The organism is Kitasatospora sp. NPDC058032 (assembly GCF_042885845.1).
GTDB lineage: Bacteria > Actinomycetota > Actinomycetes > Streptomycetales > Streptomycetaceae > Kitasatospora.
In genome coordinates, this window is the sequence record NZ_JBHVRK010000003.1 from 69,561 (window position 1) to 89,767 (window position 20,207).

A 20,207-nucleotide genomic window follows, 5' to 3' on the forward strand; every position below is an offset into this window, starting at 1 on the left:
CCGAATCCGGCCCACAGCACCTCCACGCTATCGACCGCTTCTGACACACCGTCTGTCGGAGTTCGGTCCGATCCACTGGCGGAGCGGTTCACTGATCAGGGGAGTCGCCGTAGCCCCCGGGAACGACGATGCTGCCGGGTGGCGGGCGGCGATCACGAGCGCCCGCTGCCTCCCGCTCGCGATTCGCACGGCGCTCCCCGACGGCGCCCGCCACAAAGAGGGTCGGGAGCACCAGTACGAACGCGCAGCCCGTGGCGAACTGGATACCGGCGGAGACCGGCAGGCCGAGCCGGAGGACGCCCACGCCGAGCGCGGCGGGAAGAACAATGGGCACGGCGATGAGCGCAAGCCCCGACGGCGGCTTCGAGGAAACCCCGTCACCCTTCGACCTGCGCCATTGTCCGAAGGCGGCGCCGACCACATACCGGAGGGCTTGAGTAGCGGCACTCAGACGGGACGGCCGCCCCTGTCGAGATCAACCGGCGGAGTGGGAAGTCGGCGGGTCCGACTTCCTGCTCCGCTTCCGTCGGGCCCGAAGACGCGGAACGTGGGCGTGGCGGGCCGATGCCCCGGTGAGGTGGCCGGACTCGTCAGCCTTCGTGGCGAGTCCGGGGTCACCGGGGGCTCATGGTGCCGATGACGTCCGGCGGAGGCTGCGGACGGCGAGGAAGAAGGCGGCGGCGGTGAGGGTGGTGGAGAGGAGGAAGAGGAGAGCGACGCCGAGGTGGAGGAGGGCGTGCGGCTCGCGGAGGATGCGGGCGAGGACGAGGTAGCCGGCTGCTGCGGTGAGGAGGGCGCCGAGGGCGGGGGCGGAGCAGCGGTGGAAGGCGAGCTTCTTGGGGAGGGCGGAGAGGAGGGAGCCGGTGGGTATGGAGACGAAGGTCCCGAAGAGGAGGCCGACCATGGCCCCGAGCGGTACCGAGGTGAAGCGGAAGGCGACGAGGGCGACCAGGGCACCCCAGAGGGCCCCGCCGATGACGCCGACCTGGGTGGTGCGAATGATGAGCCGGATACGCCAGGCTTTGGCGTTCATCGGTGGGGGTCCTCCGGGGCTGGGCTACTGATCAGGTGAGGTGGTCGAAAGCACCGGCTTTGGCGGCCAGAAGGAAAGAACCGAACTGCTCTACATCGACTACCAGAATGATCCCCGGGTCATCGGACTCCCGCAGTTGGAGAAGGCCCCCTGCACCTGCGGCAAGTTCAACGCAGCTGCCGCCCTCGTTCGAGCCACTGAACGATGACTTCTGCCAACGGAGTTCTGGCATTAGGCGCCCTTCACGTTTGGAGCAGGTAGAGAAGATGTCGGATGAGACCCCACGAGTCACGCGTTGGCGACAGCGCAAGGGGTGACTGACCGGCGTCGACCGGAGGCAGCGCAAGGTCAACCAACTGGTTGAACGTCCTGCGATACGTCGCGATCGAGTGCCGGTCGCCAAGATACTCGGTGTGGCTTGGGTGATCCACAACAACGGTGGAGAGGTCCACTGATCCTGGGTCCAGCAACAGGAATTGGCCGGTGTGCGGCGGCTTCTTCAATGGCGTGAACGGCAGAACCTGGATGGTCACGTTCGGCAGCTCGGACACCTCAAGCCCTTCACGAGCTGTTCGTGAACGCTTGGAAGCACGCGGGCACCCAGGCGCCCCACGTCATCGCCGCCCTCTGCCCCCGCACCCTGCGGGTCTCGGTCTGCGACAACAGCCCCGACTTGCCCGAACTGCGCGCCCCCGCCGACCCGTTCGCGCTCTCCGGTCGCGGGCTCCACCTCGTCCCCCTCACCGACCGGTTCGGCGTCGCCCCCCTCAAGACCGGCAAGGTCACCTGGTTCGAGCTGGACACCGCCACGTGAACGCCCCCTTCGAACCCCACGACACCTATCTGCGCACCTACACCGAGCCCAAGGTCACCGCGCTGATCAGCGAACTCCACGAGTGCGGAAAGCCGTTCGGAATCCAGTGGGGCTCCGCCGCCGTCAACGGCGCCACCATCGACGGCCGTCTCCTCGTCGACTTCGGCGACACCTCCGTCGCCACCCTCCTCAACCTCCTCGAACTCCTCCGCGAAGGGGTCAGGGCCCGGTGAACTTCCTGATCGGCGCGGCCTTCGCCGTTCTCCTCGCCCTCGCGATCGCCACCGTTGTCGTCGGCGTCATCACCGCCCTGAAGGTTCACGGCAACGACGAAGAGCACTCCAACCCCTGACCCACCCCGCAGCATTGCATTGTTGCTATTACTCGGAGCTCCCCACTCGGGGCACCGCCGGGCCGCGGGGCGCGAGCGGGCGGCTCAGCACCAGATTGGTCGTCGTGCTCCCCAACTGGGCCAGCTCGTCGACGATCTCCTCCAGGTGCCCCATCGACGTCGTGGCGATCTTCAGCGCGTAGCAGTCGTCCCCGGTCGTCCGCAGGCACTCCAAGATCTCCGACCGCTCCTCCAGCAACCGCCGCAGCGGCTCGTGCCGCACCGCCGGCCCCGGGTACTTCAACCGGACGACCGCCGTCACCGGGTACCCCGTGCGTTCCAGGTCCACCTCGGCCCGGTAGCCGGTGATCACCCCCGCCGTCTCCAGCCGCCGCACCCGTTCCGTCGTCGCCGACGCGCTCAGGTTCACCCGCCGCGCCAGCTCGGTGAACGCGATCCGCCCGTCCTCCTGGAGCTCGGCCAGGATCGCCCAGTCCGTCGCATCGAGAATCTCGGTCATGAGCCCAGATTGCCGCTGATTCCACGGCGGAACAACCCCTCAACCGGGAGATGTCCCTTCAGTCAACCCACCTTCTCTCCCTAGGCTTTCGGAACGTGAAGATCGGAGTGAACGTCCCCAACTTCGGCCCCGGCACCGACCCCGCCGCCCTCCTCGCCTGGGCCCGCACCGTCGAGTCCCTGGGCTTCGACCTGCTGATGCTCTCGGACCACGTCGCCATCACCCCCGACGTCGCCCGGCGCTACCCCGCCCCCTTCTACGAACCCTTCACCACCCTCGCCTGGCTCGCCGCCCACACCACCCGCGTCCACCTCGGCACCACCGTGCTCGTCGCCTCCTACCGCCACCCCCTCCTCACCGCCCGGATGGCCGCCAACCTGGACGCGCTGAGCGGTCACCGCCTCGTGCTGGGCGTCGGAGTCGGCTGGGCGCAGCAGGAGTTCGCCGCCCTCGGCGTCCCCTTCGAGCACCGTGGCCGCCTCACCGACGACCACCTGCGCCGCCTGCGCGCCGCCTGGGAGGACACCGCCGGCTACGGAACGGCCCGCCGCATCCCGCTCTGGGTCGGCGGCAACAGCGACGCGGGCCTGCGCCGCGCCGTCCACCTCGGCGACGCCTGGCACCCGCTGCGCCCCACCCTGCCCTGGCTGCGTGAAGCCGCCACCCGCCTACGGGCGTACGCCGACGAACACGCGCTCCCCGTCCCCGCCTTCGCGCCCCGGATCGCCCTCAAGCTCACCCCGGCCCCGGTCGCCGGCCCGCAACGGCTCGCCGGCGAGGGCACGATCGAGCAGATCACCGCCGACCTCGCCCAACTCCGCCTGCTGGGCGCCGCACACGTGATCCTCGACCCGTACCACGGCGCCCCGGAGGAGACCCGCCGACCACAGGACGCCCGGCAGGCCCTCGCCGCCGTCGCCGAACACCTCGCCCCGCTCCGAACGGAACAGCCCCGATGACCGTCACCCCCGCCGACCACCCCCTCCTCCGCCGCGCCATCGCCCTCGCCGCCGAGGCCGCCGCCCTCGGCAACCCGCCGTTCGGCTCCCTGCTCGCCGCCCCGGACGGCACCGTCCTGGCCGAGGAGCGCAACACCACGCTCACCGACCGGGACATCACCGCCCACCCCGAACTGAAGCTCGCCCGCCGGGCGGCCCGCGAGCTGACCCCGGACGCCGCCGCCCGGACCACCCTCTACACCAGCTGCGAGCCGTGCCCGATGTGCGCGGCCGCCCTGCAGCAGGCCGGACTCGGCCGCGTCGTCTTCGCCCTCTCCGGCGAGCAGCTGCTGACCGTCCGCCCCGCGAGCGGCCGCCCGCCCGTACCGCAGGACGGCCCGGCGCTGCTCGACGAGGTCCGGGCCGCGATGGAGCCGTACTACCGCTGACCCCTCCCGCACCGTTGCTTGCCTCTGCCCCAGGGGCAAGGGGCACAGTGGGCTCCGTGCACGAGGACTTGATCACCATCGGGGAGCTCGCCACCCTGACCAGGCTCAGCCCCAAAGCGCTGCGCCTCTACGGGGACCGCGGGCTGCTGCCGCCCTCCCACGTCGACCCGCACACCGGGTTCCGCCGCTACGGCCGCGCCCAGGTCGAACGGGCCCGCCGGATCGCGCTGCTGCGCGCCGTCGGCATGCCGCTGGCCCGGATCGCCGCCGTGCTCGACGCGGACGGCGGCGACGAGTCCGCCCGCCTGCTCGGCGCCTACTGGCGCGAGCAGGAGGCCACGCACAGGGCCCGCCGCTACGCGGTGGGTTACGCCCGCTCAGTACTCACCGGAAGGACTTCGACCATGTACCGGATCGCCGAACGCGACGTTCCCGAACAGAAGGTGCTCTGCGTCCAGCGGCACGTCACGGGCGCCACGCTCGTCCCCTTTCTGAACGAGGCCGGCGAGCAGCTCGTCGCCCACCTGCAGTCGACCGGCGCGTGCCTCTCGGGGCCGATCTTCAGCATCTTCCACGGCTATGTCGGCGAGGACTCGGACGGCCTGGTCGAGGTGTGCGCCCCGACGCTGAACGCCGTCGAGCCGACCGGCCGCATCGCCGTGCGGATCGACCCGGCCCATCGCGAGGCGTACACCGAGATCACCAAGGAGCACAAGGACTTCGCGACGATGGCCGCCATCCACGACGCCGTCGGCGCCTGGGTCAAGGAGCAGGGCCACGACCGCGACGGCGGCAGCCGGGAGGTGTACTACCCGAACTTCGAGACCGCCGAGCCCCACGAGCACACCTCGGACGTCACCGTCCCCTTCCGCCCGCGACCGGGCGCATAGGCGCACGTGGCGCGGGAAGTCGGACCGGCCGACTTCCCGCTCCGGGGGGCCGGCAATCTCCGGGCCGACCCTGAGCGGAACCCTGAGAGGGGGTCCTGCCCGGCGATGAAGCAGGTCAGGGGCGGGATCGGCTTGCGGGGGGAGGCTTTCGGCGGAGCGGCGGCGGAGCATGGAAGTACGCCGGCCGGAGGGACCGGACCACGGCGTCACCACAGCAACGGAGTCCGCCATGAGCCGCCTCGCCCGCCCCCGTCACAACCGTGTCATCGCCGGCGTCTGCGCCGGGATCGCCGAGCGCTTCGGGCTCTCGGCATGGACCGTGCGCGTGATCTTCCTGGCTTCCTGTCTGCTGCCCGGCCCGCAGTTCCTGATCTACCTGGCGCTCTGGCTGCTGCTGCCCCAGGAGCCGTGAGACGCCGAAGGGGCCGCGCGCTCCTCGACGGGAGCGGGCGGCCCCTTCAACCGTGCTGTGCCGTGCTGTGCTGTGCTGTGCCGGGTCGCGTCACGTCGCACTGAGCCGCGACGTGCCGTGCCGTGCCCTGGCGTGCGGCGGACGGATCAGCCGCCGAGGCCCGGCAGCGGGAGGGCCTGGGTGAGCCCGCCGAGCGGGGTCTTGTCGAGGCCCGGCACGGCCGGCAGACCGGCCCGGTCGGCGGCGGCGCCGGTGACCGGGGCGGCGGCCTGACCCGCGCTGGGGGCCAGGGTGCCGAGGGTGCTGCTGACCTTGTCGGCGACCGGCAGCTTGCCGGCGGCGTCGGTGAGGGCGCTGGTGGCGGCCGGGTTGGTCAGCAGACCGGTCGGGAGCCCGAGACCACCGGCGGCGGTGGCGGGGGCGGCGGACGCGCTGCCGGCGCCGACCGCGGCGATGGCGATGCCGAGCGCGGCGGTGCCGGCGGCCTTGAGAGTGGCCTGCTTCATGTGGTTCGTCCCCTTGGGTCCTCGTCGGTGGCCGACTCGCACGGCCGACGCGACGGGGCCCGCCGCCACGACCGGTCGGCAATGACGGGCACACCGTAGTGAGCGGACCGCGCGGGGATCAACGGCGGTTCACCCGCCCGAGCGAGAAGTCGGATGAACGCCAACTCCCCTGGCGGACAGCGGCGTTCATCCGATCACATTCGGCGCGTTCAGCCGCCGACGCTGAACAGCCACTCGGCCTTGAGCTCGGCGTAGCCCGGCTTGATCACGTCGTTGATCATCGCGAGCCGCTCGTCGAACGGCAGGAAGGCCGACTTCATCGCGTTCACGGTGAACCACTCCAGGTCCCCCAGCGTGTAGCCGAAGGCCTCGACCAGGTGCGCGAACTCGCGGCTCATGCTGGTGCCGCTCATCAGCCGGTTGTCGGTGTTCACGGTGACCCGGAACTTCAGCCGGCTGAGCAGCCCGATCGGGTGCTCGGCGTACGAGGTGGCGGCCCCGGTCTGGAGGTTGGAGGTCGGGCACATCTCCAGCGGGACCCGCTTGTCGCGCACGTACGCGGCGAGGCGGCCCAGCTGGACGGTGCCGTCCTCCTCGACGGTGATGTCGTCGACGATCCGCACGCCGTGGCCGAGCCGGTCGGCGCCGCAGCACTGCAGGGCCTCCCAGATCGACGGCAGGCCGAAGGCCTCGCCCGCGTGGATGGTGAAGTGGTTGTTCTCGCCCTTGAGGTAGTCGAAGGCGGCCTGGTGGCGGGTGGGAGGGTAGCCCGCCTCGGCGCCGGCGATGTCGAAGCCGACGACGCCGCCGTCGCGGTGCCGGTTGGCCAGTTCGGCGATCTCCGACGAGCGCGCGGCGTGCCGCATCGCGGTGATCAGGGTGCCGATCCGGATGCGGTGGCCGGCGGCGCGGGCGTTGGCCTCGCCGAGCCGGAAGCCCTCCTGGACGGCCTCGACGACCTCGTCCAGGCTCAGGCCGCGCTCCAGGTGCTGCTCGGGGGCGTAGCGGACCTCGGCGTAGACGACGCCGTCGGCGGCGAGGTCCTCGGCACAGTCGGCGGCGACCTTGATCAGGGCCTCACGGGTCTGCATGACGGCGCAGGTGTGGGCGAAGGTCTCCAGGTAGCGGACCAGCGAACCGGAGTCGGCGGCCTCGCGGAACCACTCGCCGAGCGCCTCGGGGTCGGTGGTCGGGAGGCCCTCGTAGCCGACGGCCGCCGCCAGTTCGACCACGGTCTCGGGGCGCAGGCCGCCGTCGAGGTGGTCGTGCAGGAGCACCTTCGGCGCGCGGGCGATCTGCTCGGGGGTGGGGATCCGGGGGCCGGTGCCCGCGGTGGTGACGGGGATCTGCTTCTCCATTGCGGGAGTGTAGCCCCTACGCGCGTAGACAAGCCACTGTCCAGGGGCCCGAATCATCCGATGTCCACCGGGAATTCCACCAAAGGGACGAGCCGGTCCACCTCCACGCAAGCCGGTCCCCCGGGCGCCGCGCCCCCCGACGCGCTCAGTCGTGCGCCAGCAGTCGCCCCCGCCGCGACAGCACGAAGTCCCGGAACGCCGCCGCCGGCGGGGTCAGCGGCCGCCCCGCCACCCACGCCAGGCCGATCGCCCGCCGGGTCCGCGGCGCCGTCACCTCCAGCTCGACCACCCCCGGCCGCGGCACCAGCGCCGGCGGCAGCAGCGCCACCCCGAGCCCGGCCGCGACCAGCCCGCGCAGCGTCTCCGCCTCCTCGCCCTCGAACGCGATCCGCGGCGCGAACCCGGCCTGCGCGCAGAAGCCGTCGGTGATCGCCCGCAGCCCGTAGCCGGGCTCCAGCCCGACGAACGGGTCCTCGGCGACCTCCGCCAGCCGGATCCGGCGGCGCCCGGCCAGCCGGTGGTCCGCCGGGACCACCAGGTGCAGCCGCTGCTCGTCCAGCCGGCGGGCGACCAGCGCCGGATCGTCGTCCGGGACCGGCGCGACCAGACACAGGTCCAGTTCCCCCGCGCGCAACCGGTCCAGCATCGCGCCCACGTAGGCCTGCACCAGCTGGAAGCGGACCAGCGGGTACGCCGCCCGGAAGTCCCGCAGCAGGGCCGGCACCGCGTCCGTCCCCATGGTGTGCAGGAAGCCGAACGCCACCCGGCCGGTCGCCGGATCGGCCTCCGCCCGCGCCGCCTCGACGCCGCGCTCGACCTCGGCCAGCGCCCGCTCCACCGAGGCCAGCAGCAGCCGTCCCGCCCTGGTCAGCCGGACCGTCCGGCCCTGACGGGCCAGCAGGTCGACGCCCAACTCGCCCTCCAGCCGGGCCACCGCCCGGGACAGCGTCGGCTGCGGCATCGCCAGCAGCGCCGCCGCCTGCGTCACGTGCTCCAGCCGGGCGACCGCCGCGAACTGGGCGAGCAGCGGGGCGAGTTGCACCGCCGGAAGATCAGGTCCCAGCTCCGCCGGCCGGACCGGCTCGGCACCCGTGGCCATCATGCGCTCCCGTCGTCCGCCGCACGCTCCGCTCATGCGTTCCGGTATGGATTATGGGTGGTTCATGCATTGGACGCATCAGCCCGCCGGTTCTACGGTCGAGGACATGCAGCCCTCCAGTACCAGGGCGTCCGCGACCGCGCCGGACGCCGCCCCGCTCACCGCCGCCACCCCGGCCCCCGTCCCCGCCCCGGACGACCGCCACCGCCCCGGCCAGCGCTCCTTCCGCCGCGCCAACCTCGCCCTGTTCGCCGCCGGTGTCGCGACCTTCGTCCTCCTCTACTCCACCCAGGGCCTGCTGCCGGTCCTCTCGGACGACCTCGGCCTCACCCCCGGCCAGGCCAGCTGGACGGCCTCCGCCGCCACCCTCGGCCTGGCGCTCGCCCTGCTCCCCGCGAGCGCGCTCTCCGACCGGTACGGGCGCACCGCCGTGATGACGGCCTCCACCCTCGCCGCCTCCGCCCTCGCGCTCGCCCTGCCCTTCGCGCCGGACCTCACCACCCTGGTCGTGCTCCGCGTCCTCCAGGGCGCCGCGCTCGCCGGACTGCCCGCCACCGCGATGGCCTACCTCGCCGAGGAGGTGCACCCCTCGGCGCTGGCCTCCGCGATGGGCCTGTACGTCGCGGGCAACAGCATCGGCGGCATGGGCGGGCGGCTGCTCTCCGGCTGGGTCGCGGCCGGCCTCGGCTGGCGCTGGGGGCTCGCCGCCTCCGCCGTCCTCGCCCTGCTCGCCACCCTCGCGTTCCGGCTGCTGATCCCCGCCGCCCGGCACTTCACCCCGGCCCCGGTGGACGCCCGCGCCCTCGCCCGCACCGTCGGCCGCCACCTGCGCAACCCGCTGCTGCTGCGGCTGTACGCGCTGGGGCTGCTGTTCATGGCCGTGTTCGGCGCGGTCTACAACACCGTCGGCTACCGGCTGATCGCCGCGCCCTTCCACCTGCCGGAGTCGGTCGCCGCCTCGATCTTCGTGGTCTACCTGGTCGGCACCGGCACCTCCGCCGCCGCGGGCCGCCTCTCCGCCCGGCTCGGCCGCCGCGGGGCGCTGTACGTCGCGATCGGCACCACCGCCCTGGGGCTGCTGCTCTCGCTCGCCGACTCGCTGGTCCTCGCCCTGCTCGGCCTGGTGCTGATCACCGCCGGCTTCTTCGCCGGCCACGCCACCGCCTCCTCCGCCGTCGGCCGCACCGCCACCGAGGGCCGCGCCCAGGCCTCCGCGCTCTACCTGATCGCCTACTACCTGGGCAACAGCCTCGGCGGCACCACCGGCGCCGACGCCTACCACGCCACCGGCTGGCCCGGCGCCGCCACCATCGGCCTCACCGCCATGGCCCTCGCCGCCGCCGTCACCCTCTACGCCACCCGCCAGGCCCACACCGCCCGCCGCACGGAAGCCCTGCCGGGCAGGCTTTCCGCCCAGTAGACGCGGACTGCGGGTGAAGAAGATGCAGGGCCACCCCGATGTCCGGGAGCTCACCTGGGCGCCCGACGGCCGCGCGACCTCCAGCTACGGCACACCGCTTCAGGGCGGCGAGCCGCACATCGTCCGGCGCCGCATCGGTACGCACGAGATCTTCAGCCGGCCCTGAGGTCCGCCTCCTCGGCTCCGCGCACGGCGGATACCTGACGCCGGCTGTCAGGTATCCGCCGTAGTTTCGTTCGCGTCCCACCGGTACCGCACGAACAGAGGAACCCACCATGGCCACCTTCGTCCTCATCCCCGGCGCCCTGCACGGCGGTTGGTGGTACCGGCCGATCACCGAAGGGCTGCGGGCCGCCGGGCACGAGGCGTACCCGGTGACACTGACCGGGGTGAGCGAGCGGGGGCACGTCGGCGCGGTGGGCGGGGTGAACCTGGAGACCCATGTGCGGGACGTACTCGGGCTGCTGGAGGCGGAGCGGATCACCGACGTCGTGCTGGTCGCGCACAGCTACGGGGGCATGGTGGCCTCCGCGGTGGCCGACCGGGCCCCGGAGCGGATCGCCGGACTGGTGTACGCGGACGCCTTCGTGCCGCGCGACGGCGAGTCGGCGTACACGATCGCCAACGACGTCTGGAAGCAGCGCTACCTCGCCGGCGCCGCGGCGGGCGGCGGCCACACCCTGCTCGGCCTGAGCCCGTTCCTCGACCCCCGCGCCACCGTGCACCCGCTGGCCAGCCTGCTCCAGCCGGCCGCCCTCACCGGCGCCGCCGACACCCTGGCCGTGCCCCGGATCTACCTGCACGCCGAGAACTTCGCGGACTCCCCGTTCCTCGACACCGTCGCCCGGCTGCGCACCGACCCCGCCTGGACCGTCCACACCCTCCCCGCCGGCCACGACCTCGTCCGCGAGGCCCCCGAGGAGTTCCTGAAGCTCGCCCTCACCGCCACCGGCTGAGCTGCTCGCCCGTCCGCGACCGTCGTTACACTCCGGAACGTGAGCACCGATCCTGCCGTGTACGCCCGGTTGCGCGAGATCGCCGATCAGCTGCCGCAGATTCCCGGGATGGGGAAGATCGAGATCGCCGACGGCGAGATCGTCGTGACGACGTCACCGGTGAAGCGCCACGAGTTTGCCATCATCCGCATCGCCCAGCAGCTGAACGCCCAGCTTCCGCATACACATCCCGGCTACATCGCCCACGGAGGCGCGGACTTGGAGGACGCAGGCATGGGCAAACTGCGGAACCCGGACCTGATGGTGTTCCCCGAGGCCCCCCTGACAGGTGAGCAGTCGGCGGTGCCCCCGCACGAGGTGCTGCTCGTCGTGGAGGTCGTCTCCAAGTCCAACCCCGAGAACGACTACCGCGACAAGGTCCACGACTACGCGGCGATGGGTATTCCGTTCTACCTGATCATCGATCCCCGTACGGGTACCGGCGTCGTCCACGACGAGCCCGGCTACACCGACCGCGCGAAGTTCGTCTTCGGCGACAAGGTCGCCGTCGGCCCGTGGACGATCGACACCAGCGGTCTGCTCACGTACGCCTGATCCGGCGCACGTGAGCAGACCCCCGGACCGTCAGGCGATGCGGTCCAGGACGATCGGGGTCGGGGTGAACGGGGTGCCCGCCGGGGCGACCTCGACGGCGCCCGTGAGGGCCTCGATCGCGTAGTCGAAGCGCTCCGGGGTGTCGGTGTGCAGGGTCAGCAGGGGCTGGCCGGCCACCACGGTGTCGCCGGGCTTGGCGTGCATCTCGACGCCGGCGCCGGCCTGCACCGGGTCCTCCTTGCGGGCGCGGCCGGCACCGAGGCGCCAGGCACTGACGCCCACCGCGTAGGCGTCCAGCCGGCTCAGCACGCCCGAGGCCGGGGCGGGGATGACGTGCTGCTCGCGGGCGACCGGCAGCGGGGCGTCGACGTCGCCGCCCTGGGCGGCGATCATGCGGCGCCAGTGGTCCATCGCGGAGCCGTCGCGCAGCGCGTCGGCCGGGTCCTTGCCGTGCACGCCCGCGGCGGCCAGCATCTCGCGGGCCAGCGCGAGGGTGAGCTCGACGACGTCGGCGGGGCCGCCGCCGGCCAGCACCTCGATCGACTCGCGGACCTCCAGCGCGTTGCCGGCGGTGAGGCCGAGCGGGGTGGACATGTCGGTGAGCAGGGCGACGGTGTTGACACCGGCCGAGGTGCCGAGGCCGACCATGGTGCGGGCCAGCTCGCGGGCGTCGTCGATGTTCTTCATGAAGGCGCCGGAGCCGACCTTCACGTCGAGGACGAGCGCGCCGGTGCCCTCGGCGATCTTCTTGGACATGATCGAGGAGGCGATCAGCGGGATGGCCTCGACGGTGCCGGTGACGTCGCGCAGCGCGTACAGCTTCTTGTCGGCCGGGGCGAGGCCGTCACCCGCCGCGCAGATGACCGCGCCGGTGGAGCGCAGCACGTCCAGCATCTCCTCGTTGGAGAGCAGGGCGCGCCAGCCGGGGATGGACTCCAGCTTGTCGAGGGTTCCGCCGGTGTGGCCGAGGCCGCGGCCGGACAGCTGCGGAACGGCGGCGCCGCAGGCGGCGACCAGCGGGGCGAGCGGCAGGGTGATCTTGTCGCCGACGCCGCCGGTGGAGTGCTTGTCACTGGTGGGCAGCGCCAGCGAGGAGAAGTCCATCCGCACGCCGGAGCGGATCATCGCGTCCGTCCAGCGGCTGATCTCGCGCGGGTTCATGCCGTTCAGCAGGATGGCCATGGCCAGGGCGGACATCTGCTCGTCGGCGACCTCGCCGCGGGTGTAGGCGTCGATGACCCAGTCGATCTGAGCGTCGCTCAGCTCTCCGCGGTCGCGCTTGGTCCTGATGACGGAGATGGCGTCCATGGTTGCTCCATTGCTCCCGGAAGGGGTTCAGAAAAGCGAAGAGTGTCGCGAGCGGACCGGGTCAAGGCCCGCTTGCGACACTCTACGCGCGTAACAAACGGCAGGGCCAGAGCTGATCCGCTACAGCCGCTCGGGCCCGAACGCGTCGGGCAGGACGTCGCTCATCGGCCGCACGCCGGACGGCAGCTCGACCAGCAGGTCGGGCCCGCCGTGCTCGTACAGCAGCTGGCGGCAGCGGCCGCACGGCATCAGCAGCGCCCCGTTGCCGTCCACGCAGGTGAACGCGGTCAGCCGGCCGCCGCCGCTCGCGTGCAGCGCGGAGACCAGTCCGCACTCGGCGCACAGCGCGAGCCCGTACGAGGCGTTCTCCACGTTGCACCCGGTGACCACCCGGCCGTCGTCCACCAGCGCGGCGGCGCCCACCGGGAACCTGCTGTACGGCGCGTACGCGTGGCTCATCGCCTCGCGCGCCGCCGCCCGCAGCGCGGCCCAGTCGACCGCGTCGGCGCCCGGCGTCACTTGCCCTGCCCCTTGCGGTAGATCTGGCCGTCGGCCTTCGGCGGCCGCAGCCGCTGCGAGGCCAGCGAGAGCACCACCAGGGTGATCACGTACGGCGTGGCGACGATCAGCGGACGCTGCACCTCGTCGGTGGTGAAGTACCAGACGAACAGCGCGCCGGAGACCACCACCGAGATCAGCGCCGGAGTGAGCTTGCGACGGTACAGCTGCCACGCCGCCAGCAGCACCATCGCGATGGCGACCACCAGGATCAGCACGTGCACCGACTCCGGGTCGCGCAGCTGGAGGCTGTCGGTGAAGCCGAACAGACCGGCGCCGACGGCGAGGCCGCCCGGCATCCAGTTGCCGAAGATCATCGCGGCGAGGCCGATGAAGCCGCGACCCAGGGTCTGGCCGTCCTTGTAGAAGTGCGCGGCGACCAGCGAGAGGTACGCACCGCCGAGGCCCGCGAAGGCGCCCGAGGCGATGACCGCCAGGTACTTGTACTTGTAGACGTTGACGCCCAGCGACTCGGCGGCGGTCGGGTTCTCACCGCAGGAGCGCAGCCGCAGGCCGAAGACGGTCCGCCAGAGCGCGAAGTAGCTGGCGACGATCAGCACGCCGGCCAGGATGACGACCACCGACAGGTTGGTGACCAGGCCGCCGACCACACCGGCGACGTCGGAGACCAGGAACCAGTGGTGGGCCTCGATCTCCTTCAGCCAGGAGGACAGGCCGGGGACGGTGAGGTACGGCAGCGGATCGGCCGGCGGGGACTGGTTCGCACCGGCGCCCACCGAGATGTAGTCCTTGTAGTAGATCCGGTTGACGTACGCGCAGATGCCGGGGATCAGCAGGTTGATGCCGACGCCGGAGACGATGTGGTCGACGCCGAAGGTCACCGTGATGACCGCGTGCAGCAGACCGCCGAGCGCGCCGCCGAGCATGCCGGCCACCAGGCCGAACCAGGGGTTGACCAGGTAGCCGCCCCAGGCACCGGCGAAGGTGCCGGCGACCATCATGCCTTCGAGGCCGATGTTGACGACGCCGGCCCGCTCGGACCAGAGGCCGCCCAGACCGGCCATGCCGATCGGGACCGCCGCGCCGAGCGCCGCGGTGATCTGGCCGGAGGAGGTCAGCGCGTGGTTGCCGGTGATCATGCCGACGGCCGAGAACAGCACCAGGGCGCCCGCGATCAGCAGCAGCACCACCGGCCAGGACAACTTGCGCTTCTTGGCGGACGCGCCGCCGGGCGTCTTCGCGCGAACCGCGGTAGCCGTACTCACGCCGACACCTCCTTCTTCTGGGCGGCCGCGGCGGCAGCCTGGGCGGCGAGTTCGGCGCCGACCCGCTGCTGCTGGCGCTTCAGGCCGTAGCGGCGGACCAGCTCGTAGGCGACGACGACGCAGATGACGATGGTGCCCTTCATGACGTCGACGATCTCGAACGGGAACTCACCGTTCTGCGGCAGCGGGAGCTGCGAGCCGGTGGCGTCGAGGAAGGCGAAGAGCAGGGCGGCGAAGACCATGCCGATCGGGCTGTTGCGGCCGAGCAGGGCGACCGAGATGCCCAGGAAGCCGAGGCCCGCCTGGAAGCTCTGGCCGAAGTAGTAGGAGTTCTGCATCAGCTCCGGCAGGCCGATGAGGCCGGCCAGCGCACCGGAGACCACCATCGAGGTGACGACCATGCGCTTGACGTTGACGCCGGACGCGGTGGCCGCGCTCTCCGAGCGGCCGGTGGCGCGCAGGTCGAAGCCGAAGCGGGTGCGGTTCAGGGTGAACTGGAAGGCCACGCCGACCACGATCGCGATGACCACGAAGCCCCAGAGCGGGCCGCCGTCGGTGTTCAGCGAGAAGAAGCGGCTGGACTCCGAGATCGGGTTGGTCTGGATCGAGTTGCTGGTGGTGCCCTTCTCCGGCGCGAAGATGCCGGGGACGAGCAGCAGACCGACCACCGCGGTGGCGATCGAGTTCAGCATGATGGTCGAGATGACCTCGCTGACGCCGCGGTAGACCTTGAGCAGACCGGCGACGGCCGCCCACATGCCGCCGACCAGCATCGCGGTCAGCAGCAGCAGCGGGATCTGGATGATCGCCGGGAGGTCGACCTGGCTGCCGACGAAGGCGGCGAACAGCGCGGCGAGCTTGTACTGGCCCTCGACGCCGATGTTGAAGAGGTTCATGCGGAAGCCGAAGGCGGCGGCCGCGGCGGCGAGGTAGTACGTGGTGGACCGGTTGATGATGGCCACCTGGCCGTCCGACTTGGTGCCGTACGTGATCATCACGTTCCAGGCGTCGAACGGGTTCTTGCCGGAGGTCGCCAGCAGCAGCGAGCAGATGGCGACGGACAGCACGACGGCGAGCACCGGGGCGGCGAGCGCGAGCACGATCTTCTCGCCGCTGAACCGCTGGGCCAGGCCGCTCTTGGGAGCGGCTTCGGCGGGCGCGGCGGGCGCGGGCTTGGGACTGGTCATGTGGCTACTCCCCCGCCTGCTGGTCGGCGGCGGTGTCGGTGGGGGTGGCGGAGGGCACGGCGTCCGCAGGCACGGCGTCGGCCGGGGTGTCCGACTCGATGCGGCCGACGGCGGCACCGGTCATCGCGGTGCCGAGGTCCTCGGCGGTCACGGTCTCCGGGTCGGCGTCGGCGACCAGCCGGCCGCGGTAGATCACCTTGATGGTGTCGGAGAGGCCGATCAGCTCGTCCAGGTCGGCGGAGATCAGCAGCACGGCGAGGCCGGCCCGCTGGGCGACCCGGATGTGCTCCCAGATCTGCGCCTGGGCGCCGACGTCCACCCCGCGGGTGGGGTGCGCGGCGATCAGCAGCTTGGGCTCGTGGCTCATCTCGCGGCCGATGATCAGCTTCTGCTGGTTGCCGCCGGAGAGCGAGGCCGCGGTGACCTCGATGCCGGGGGTGCGGACGTCGTACTCCTCGACGATCCGCTGGGTGTCCTTGCGGGCGGCGGCCGGGTCGAGCAGCACACCCTTGGAGTTGGGGCTCTCGGTGACGTGGCCGAGGATCCGGTTCTCCCAGAGCGGGGCCTCCAGCAGCAGGCCGTGCCGGTGGCGGTCCTCGGGGATGTAGCCGATGCCGGCCTCGCGGCGGGCCCGGGTGAGGCTGCCGGAGAGGTCCTGGCCGTCCAGGGTGACGCTGCCGGCGTCCAGCGGGAGCATGCCCATCACGGCCTCGACCAGTTCGGCCTGGCCGTTGCCCTCGACACCGGCGATGCCGAGGATCTCGCCCTTGTGGATCCGCAGCGAGATGTCGTCCAGGACGACGCGCTCGATGCCCTCGGCGTCGGTCTTGGCGATGCGCAGGCCCTCGACGCGCAGCATCTCGGTGGTGGTGACGGTCGACTCGCGGCTCTCCGGGGAGGGCAGCTCGGCGCCGACCATCAGCTCGGCGAGCTGGCGGGCGGTGACGCTCTTCGGGTCGGCGTCGCCGACGGTGGTGCCGCGGCGGATGACGCTGATCGCGTCGGCCACCGAGAGCACCTCGTGCAGCTTGTGCGAGATGAAGATGACGGTGACGCCCTCGGACTTCAGCTCGCGCAGGTTGTCGAACAGGGCGTCGACCTCCTGCGGGACGAGCACCGCCGTGGGCTCGTCGAGGATGAGGATCTTGGCGCCGCGGTAGAGCACCTTGAGGATCTCGACGCGCTGGCGGTCGGCCACGCCGAGGTCCTCGACCAGGGCGTCCGGGCGCACGCCCAGGCCGTACTGGTCGGAGATCTCCCTGATCTTCTGCTTGGCCTTGGCCCCGATGCCGTACAGGTGCTCGCCGCCGAGGACGACGTTCTCCAGGACGGTGAGGTTGTCGGCGAGCATGAAGTGCTGGTGCACCATGCCGATGCCGCGCGCGATGGCGTCGCCCGGGGTGCCGAACTCGCACAGCTCGCCGTTGATCGCGATGGTGCCCTCGTCCGGCTTCTGCATGCCGTAGAGGATCTTCATCAGCGTCGACTTGCCGGCGCCGTTCTCGCCCATGAGGGCGTGCACGGTGCCGGTGCGGACGGTGAGGTTGATGTCGCGGTTGGCCACGACGCCGGGGAAGCGCTTCGTGATGCCGCGCAGTTCGACGGCCGGTGCCGCCGTCCCCGCGCTGGGGTTACCGCCCGTGTTCGGGGCGGGGTCGGATGCGGTGATGGCGGTCTCCTGGTGGTCTGGAGGCGCGTCGTTGCGCTGGAGGGCCAAAGAGCGGGAAAGGGTGGGGGGACGGGACGGGGCCCGGGGGTGCGCACGACGCGCACCCTTCCGGGCCCCTCCCTAGTGTTGCGTTCATCAGGCGCTGCCGGGCGGGCGGCAGCTCCGGCGACGTCCGGTCAGGCCCTGGAGCCTTACAGCTTGGACGGGTCGCTCGGGACGGTGGTGCTGCCGCCCTTGATCGCGTTGGCGGCCTCGTCGAGCTTGGCCTTGATGTCGTCGATCTTGCCGCCGGTGGTGGCGAGCGAGACGCCGTCGGCCTTGAGGTCGAAGTTCTTCACACCGGTGAAGGGCTCGTTCTTCTTGGCGGACTCGATGTAGGCGAAGACGGCCTTGTCGACGTTCTTGACCATCGAGGTCATGATGCTGTTCTTGTACTTCGCCAGGGCGGGCTGGGCGGCCTGGTCGGAGTCGACGCCGATGGCCATGGCACCGGCGTTGGCGACGGCCTCGATGGCACCGTTGCCGGAGGAGCCGGCGGCGGTGTAGATGACGTCGGCCTTCTTGTCGAGCTGGCCCTGCGCGGCTTCCTTGCCCTTGTCGGGGGCGGCGAAGCCGGAGAAGTCCGGCGGGGTGCTCAGGTAGGTGACCTCGACCGGCATCTGCGGGTCGACGGACTTGACGCCCGCGCGGTAGCCCGCCTCGAACTTCTTGATCAGCTCGGACTGCACGCCGCCGATGAAGCCGACGTGCTTGGTCTTGGTCTTGAGCGCGGCGGCCACGCCGGCCAGGTACGAGCCCTCCTGCTCCGAGAAGGTCAGCGAGGTGACGTTGCTCGGCTGGGTGTCGGAGGCCGAGTCGATGATCGCGAACTTGGTGTTCGGGTTCTCCTTGGCGATCTTCTCGACGGCGGCCTGGTAGACGAAGCCGACCGCGATGATCGGGTTGTAGCCCGCGGTGACCAGGTTCTTGAGGCGGGTCTCCTTGTCGGCCTCCGCCTCACCGGTCTTGGCGTCGGCCTCGGTGACCGCGACACCCAGCTGGCTCTTGGCCTGGTCCAGGCCGCGGGCCGCGGAGTCGTTGAAGGACTGGTCGCCACGGCCGCCGATGTCGTAGGCCATGCCGACCTTCAGACCGCCCTCGGACGAACCGGAGGAGGCGTTGGTGTCGTTGCTCTTTGCGCCGCAAGCGGCGAGCGAGGCGATGCCCAGGGAACCCGAGAGCACAACCGCGGCGAGCTTAGTAGTACGGCGCAAGGGAGTATCTCCTTCTCACACGCCACCGATTAGCGTGGTCGGACGCCACCGTAACGCGCGTAGAACACGGTTGTATTACAGGCCGCCGGAGCGTTCGGGTTGTTACCAAACCGTGGTCTCGCGGTCGCCCCGGCGCCCCTTTCCGCTCCATAAACGGTGGTTCGAGCCCGCCCGATCCCGCGTACGAACCCGGAGGAATTCCTTTATCAGCGACAAACCGGACACCCTTGGCGGATGTCCGGTTTCGATCGGTTCGGGCCGTCACGGCATCAGAGCGTGCCGGGCTCCAGTGCCAGCGCGGTGAACAGCTCCACCCCGATCGCGATCGCGCGCTCGTCGACGTCGAAGCGGCCCTGGTGCAGGTCGCGGACGGTGGTGTCATCCGGGGCCCGCACGCCGAGCCGGGCCAGCGCGCCGGGGGCGTGCTCCAGGTACCAGGAGAAGTCCTCCCCGCCGAGCGACTGCTCGGTGTCCTCGACCACCTCGGCGCCGTCCCGGCCGAAGCGCGCGGTCATGCCGGCCTCCAGCAGCCCGACCGAGACCGCCTCGTTGACCACCGGCGGCACGCCCCGGTGGTAGTCGAGCGTCCACTTCGCGCGGTAGGTCTCGGCGAGCCGGGCGATCAGCTCGTGCAGCAGGTCGGGCGCCTCCCGCCAGCCGGCCAGCTCCAGGCAGCGGACGGTGCCCTCCAGCTCGGCGTGCTGCGGGATGACGTTCGGCGCGGAGCCGGCGGCGATCCGGCCCCAGACCAGCGAGACGCCCCAGCGCGGGTCCATCCGGCGGGCCAGCGCGCCCGGCAGCTCGGCGGCGGTGCGGGCGACCGCGGTGACCAGGTCGGTGGTCAGGTGCGGGCGCGCGGTGTGGCCGCCGGGACCGTCCAGGTGGAGCACCAGCCGGTCGCAGGCCGAGGTGATGGCCCCGACCCGCAGGCCGATCCGGCCCACCTCCACCTTGGGGTCGCAGTGCACGGCGAAGATCCGGCCGACGCCCTCCATCCCGCCGGCCGCGATCACGTCCAGCGCGCCGCCGGGCATGACCTCCTCGGCGGGCTGGAAGACCATCCGGACCGGGCGGCGCAGCTCGCCGGAGCGGGCCGACCCGGCCAGCACCAGCGCGGTGCCCAGCGCCACCGAGGTGTGCACGTCGTGGCCGCAGGCGTGGGCCCGGCCGGGGACGCTCGAACGGTAGGGGACGTCGGTCTTGGCGTCGTCGATCGGCAGGGCGTCGATGTCGGCGCGGAAGGCGAGGAACTCCGCGCCGCGCGGGGCGGACTCGGGAACGATGTCGACGAGCATTCCGGTGCCGCCCGGGAGGATCCGGGGGGCGAGGCCGGCGGCGACCAGGCGGTCCCGCAGCAGGCCGGTGGTTCGGAACTCCTGGCGGCCCAGCTCCGGGTGCCGGTGCAGGTCCCGCCGGAAGGCGATCAGCTCGGGCTCCAGCTCCCGTACCCGGTCGCGGAGACCGGCGGCGGGGCGGGCAGCGGTGAGGGTGACGGCCGACAGGGCGGACTCACGACGGTTCATCTCAACAAGACTAGGCCTGTTGGGGGGATTTGGCCTGACTTCCCCAGAAGAAGTCCCCGGATGGGCGCATACCGGCCGCGCTGGTGGGTATGACATCTTGTTTCAGCCGCCTTCCCCATGGTGCCTGCTCTGTGCAACGACCATCGGCGATCAAGGTCACGGC

The 20,207-nt window shown here is 71.7% G+C and carries 26 protein-coding genes; 11 read left to right on the forward strand and 15 right to left on the reverse strand.

Annotation, left to right across the window (positions count from 1 at the left end; translation table 11 throughout):
- Nucleotides 1-88: 88 nt before the first annotated feature.
- From ACFVUH_RS05730 to ACFVUH_RS05745, 4 genes are all read right to left on the reverse strand, one after another.
- On the reverse strand, nucleotides 89-421 hold the full coding sequence (locus ACFVUH_RS05730; protein WP_387911420.1) for a hypothetical protein: 333 nt from the start codon (nucleotides 419-421) through the stop codon (nucleotides 89-91).
- 204 nt (nucleotides 422-625) lie between these two features.
- Complete coding sequence (locus ACFVUH_RS05735; RefSeq protein WP_387911421.1) at nucleotides 626-1,033, reverse strand: hypothetical protein; 408 nt, start codon at nucleotides 1,031-1,033, stop codon at nucleotides 626-628.
- A gap of 31 nt (nucleotides 1,034-1,064) precedes the next feature.
- The gene (locus ACFVUH_RS05740; protein ID WP_387790781.1) at nucleotides 1,065-1,265 is read right to left on the reverse strand and encodes a DUF397 domain-containing protein; all 201 of its coding nucleotides are present in this window, start codon (nucleotides 1,263-1,265) and stop codon (nucleotides 1,065-1,067) included.
- 10 nt (nucleotides 1,266-1,275) lie between these two features.
- Nucleotides 1,276-1,584 (reverse strand): Scr1 family TA system antitoxin-like transcriptional regulator, encoded by a 309-nt coding sequence (locus ACFVUH_RS05745; protein ID WP_387911422.1) that lies wholly within the window; start codon nucleotides 1,582-1,584, stop codon nucleotides 1,276-1,278.
- A gap of 23 nt (nucleotides 1,585-1,607) precedes the next feature.
- On the opposite strand from ACFVUH_RS05745, the gene ACFVUH_RS05750 reads away from it, so the two are divergent.
- Genes ACFVUH_RS05750 through ACFVUH_RS05760 form a run of 3 tightly spaced genes read left to right on the forward strand, consistent with a single transcriptional unit; the run spans nucleotide 1,608 to nucleotide 2,199 of the window.
- Entirely contained in the window at nucleotides 1,608-1,847 is a 240-nt protein-coding gene (locus ACFVUH_RS05750; RefSeq protein ID WP_387911423.1) for an ATP-binding protein, read from the forward strand.
- The gene (locus ACFVUH_RS05755) at nucleotides 1,844-2,080 is read left to right on the forward strand and encodes a hypothetical protein (RefSeq protein WP_387911425.1); all 237 of its coding nucleotides are present in this window, start codon (nucleotides 1,844-1,846) and stop codon (nucleotides 2,078-2,080) included. The genes ACFVUH_RS05750 and ACFVUH_RS05755 overlap by 4 nt, the downstream gene beginning before the upstream one ends.
- Complete coding sequence (locus ACFVUH_RS05760) at nucleotides 2,077-2,199, forward strand: hypothetical protein (RefSeq protein WP_355358646.1); 123 nt, start codon at nucleotides 2,077-2,079, stop codon at nucleotides 2,197-2,199. The genes ACFVUH_RS05755 and ACFVUH_RS05760 overlap by 4 nt, the downstream gene beginning before the upstream one ends.
- 28 nt (nucleotides 2,200-2,227) lie before the next feature.
- Here the strand turns inward: ACFVUH_RS05760 and ACFVUH_RS05765 are convergent, their stop codons facing one another.
- On the reverse strand, nucleotides 2,228-2,698 hold the full coding sequence (locus tag ACFVUH_RS05765) for an Lrp/AsnC family transcriptional regulator (protein WP_355358643.1): 471 nt from the start codon (nucleotides 2,696-2,698) through the stop codon (nucleotides 2,228-2,230).
- Nucleotides 2,699-2,793: 95 nt separating this feature from the next.
- Between ACFVUH_RS05765 and ACFVUH_RS05770 the strand changes: the two genes are divergently transcribed.
- From ACFVUH_RS05770 to ACFVUH_RS05785, 4 genes are all read left to right on the forward strand, one after another.
- Complete coding sequence (locus ACFVUH_RS05770; RefSeq protein WP_387911427.1) at nucleotides 2,794-3,657, forward strand: LLM class flavin-dependent oxidoreductase; 864 nt, start codon at nucleotides 2,794-2,796, stop codon at nucleotides 3,655-3,657.
- The gene (locus tag ACFVUH_RS05775) at nucleotides 3,654-4,085 is read left to right on the forward strand and encodes a nucleoside deaminase (protein WP_387911429.1); all 432 of its coding nucleotides are present in this window, start codon (nucleotides 3,654-3,656) and stop codon (nucleotides 4,083-4,085) included. The genes ACFVUH_RS05770 and ACFVUH_RS05775 overlap by 4 nt, the downstream gene beginning before the upstream one ends.
- 56 nt (nucleotides 4,086-4,141) lie before the next feature.
- Nucleotides 4,142-4,975: a MerR family transcriptional regulator gene (locus tag ACFVUH_RS05780; protein WP_355358635.1), complete on the forward strand. Its 834-nt coding sequence runs from the start codon at nucleotides 4,142-4,144 to the stop codon at nucleotides 4,973-4,975.
- A gap of 229 nt (nucleotides 4,976-5,204) precedes the next feature.
- Complete coding sequence (locus ACFVUH_RS05785) at nucleotides 5,205-5,387, forward strand: PspC domain-containing protein (protein WP_355358632.1); 183 nt, start codon at nucleotides 5,205-5,207, stop codon at nucleotides 5,385-5,387.
- Between the two features lie 146 nt (nucleotides 5,388-5,533).
- Here ACFVUH_RS05785 and ACFVUH_RS05790 read toward each other — a convergent pair whose 3' ends face one another.
- The 3 genes from ACFVUH_RS05790 to ACFVUH_RS05800 all read right to left on the reverse strand — a co-directional run bounded on the left by ACFVUH_RS05790 (nucleotide 5,534) and on the right by ACFVUH_RS05800 (nucleotide 8,350).
- Nucleotides 5,534-5,893, reverse strand: a complete 360-nt coding sequence (locus ACFVUH_RS05790) for an ATP-binding protein (protein WP_387911431.1) — start codon at nucleotides 5,891-5,893, stop codon at nucleotides 5,534-5,536.
- A gap of 209 nt (nucleotides 5,894-6,102) precedes the next feature.
- A complete protein-coding gene (locus tag ACFVUH_RS05795) occupies nucleotides 6,103-7,251 on the reverse strand; it encodes an adenosine deaminase (RefSeq protein ID WP_355358626.1) in 1,149 nt (382 codons plus the stop codon).
- Nucleotides 7,252-7,396: 145 nt separating this feature from the next.
- Nucleotides 7,397-8,350, reverse strand: coding sequence for a LysR substrate-binding domain-containing protein (locus ACFVUH_RS05800; protein ID WP_355358945.1), 954 nt, complete (start codon nucleotides 8,348-8,350; stop codon nucleotides 7,397-7,399).
- A 106-nt stretch (nucleotides 8,351-8,456) separates the two neighbouring features.
- Between ACFVUH_RS05800 and ACFVUH_RS05805 the strand changes: the two genes are divergently transcribed.
- From ACFVUH_RS05805 to ACFVUH_RS05820, 4 genes are all read left to right on the forward strand, one after another.
- Nucleotides 8,457-9,770, forward strand: coding sequence for an MFS transporter (locus ACFVUH_RS05805; protein WP_387911432.1), 1,314 nt, complete (start codon nucleotides 8,457-8,459; stop codon nucleotides 9,768-9,770).
- A gap of 13 nt (nucleotides 9,771-9,783) precedes the next feature.
- The gene (locus ACFVUH_RS05810; RefSeq protein ID WP_387911434.1) at nucleotides 9,784-9,936 is read left to right on the forward strand and encodes a hypothetical protein; all 153 of its coding nucleotides are present in this window, start codon (nucleotides 9,784-9,786) and stop codon (nucleotides 9,934-9,936) included.
- 109 nt (nucleotides 9,937-10,045) lie between these two features.
- On the forward strand, nucleotides 10,046-10,726 hold the full coding sequence (locus ACFVUH_RS05815) for an alpha/beta fold hydrolase (RefSeq protein WP_387911436.1): 681 nt from the start codon (nucleotides 10,046-10,048) through the stop codon (nucleotides 10,724-10,726).
- Nucleotides 10,727-10,765: 39 nt separating this feature from the next.
- A complete protein-coding gene (locus ACFVUH_RS05820; RefSeq protein ID WP_387911438.1) occupies nucleotides 10,766-11,320 on the forward strand; it encodes a Uma2 family endonuclease in 555 nt (184 codons plus the stop codon).
- A 30-nt stretch (nucleotides 11,321-11,350) separates the two neighbouring features.
- Here the strand turns inward: ACFVUH_RS05820 and ACFVUH_RS05825 are convergent, their stop codons facing one another.
- The 7 genes from ACFVUH_RS05825 to ACFVUH_RS05855 all read right to left on the reverse strand — a co-directional run bounded on the left by ACFVUH_RS05825 (nucleotide 11,351) and on the right by ACFVUH_RS05855 (nucleotide 20,044).
- A complete protein-coding gene (locus tag ACFVUH_RS05825; protein WP_387911440.1) occupies nucleotides 11,351-12,628 on the reverse strand; it encodes a thymidine phosphorylase in 1,278 nt (425 codons plus the stop codon).
- 120 nt (nucleotides 12,629-12,748) lie between these two features.
- Nucleotides 12,749-13,147, reverse strand: coding sequence for a cytidine deaminase (locus ACFVUH_RS05830; RefSeq protein ID WP_355358611.1), 399 nt, complete (start codon nucleotides 13,145-13,147; stop codon nucleotides 12,749-12,751).
- Complete coding sequence (locus ACFVUH_RS05835; RefSeq protein WP_387911442.1) at nucleotides 13,144-14,412, reverse strand: ABC transporter permease; 1,269 nt, start codon at nucleotides 14,410-14,412, stop codon at nucleotides 13,144-13,146. The genes ACFVUH_RS05830 and ACFVUH_RS05835 overlap by 4 nt, the downstream gene beginning before the upstream one ends.
- Entirely contained in the window at nucleotides 14,409-15,599 is a 1,191-nt protein-coding gene (locus ACFVUH_RS05840; protein WP_355358605.1) for an ABC transporter permease, read from the reverse strand. Before ACFVUH_RS05840 ends, ACFVUH_RS05835 begins: the two co-directional genes overlap by 4 nt.
- 4 nt (nucleotides 15,600-15,603) lie before the next feature.
- A complete protein-coding gene (locus tag ACFVUH_RS05845; RefSeq protein WP_387911814.1) occupies nucleotides 15,604-17,109 on the reverse strand; it encodes an ABC transporter ATP-binding protein in 1,506 nt (501 codons plus the stop codon).
- Nucleotides 17,110-17,459: 350 nt separating this feature from the next.
- Nucleotides 17,460-18,521, reverse strand: coding sequence for a BMP family protein (locus ACFVUH_RS05850; RefSeq protein WP_387911444.1), 1,062 nt, complete (start codon nucleotides 18,519-18,521; stop codon nucleotides 17,460-17,462).
- A gap of 269 nt (nucleotides 18,522-18,790) precedes the next feature.
- Nucleotides 18,791-20,044: an amidohydrolase gene (locus ACFVUH_RS05855; RefSeq protein ID WP_387911445.1), complete on the reverse strand. Its 1,254-nt coding sequence runs from the start codon at nucleotides 20,042-20,044 to the stop codon at nucleotides 18,791-18,793.
- Nucleotides 20,045-20,207: the final 163 nt, after the last annotated feature.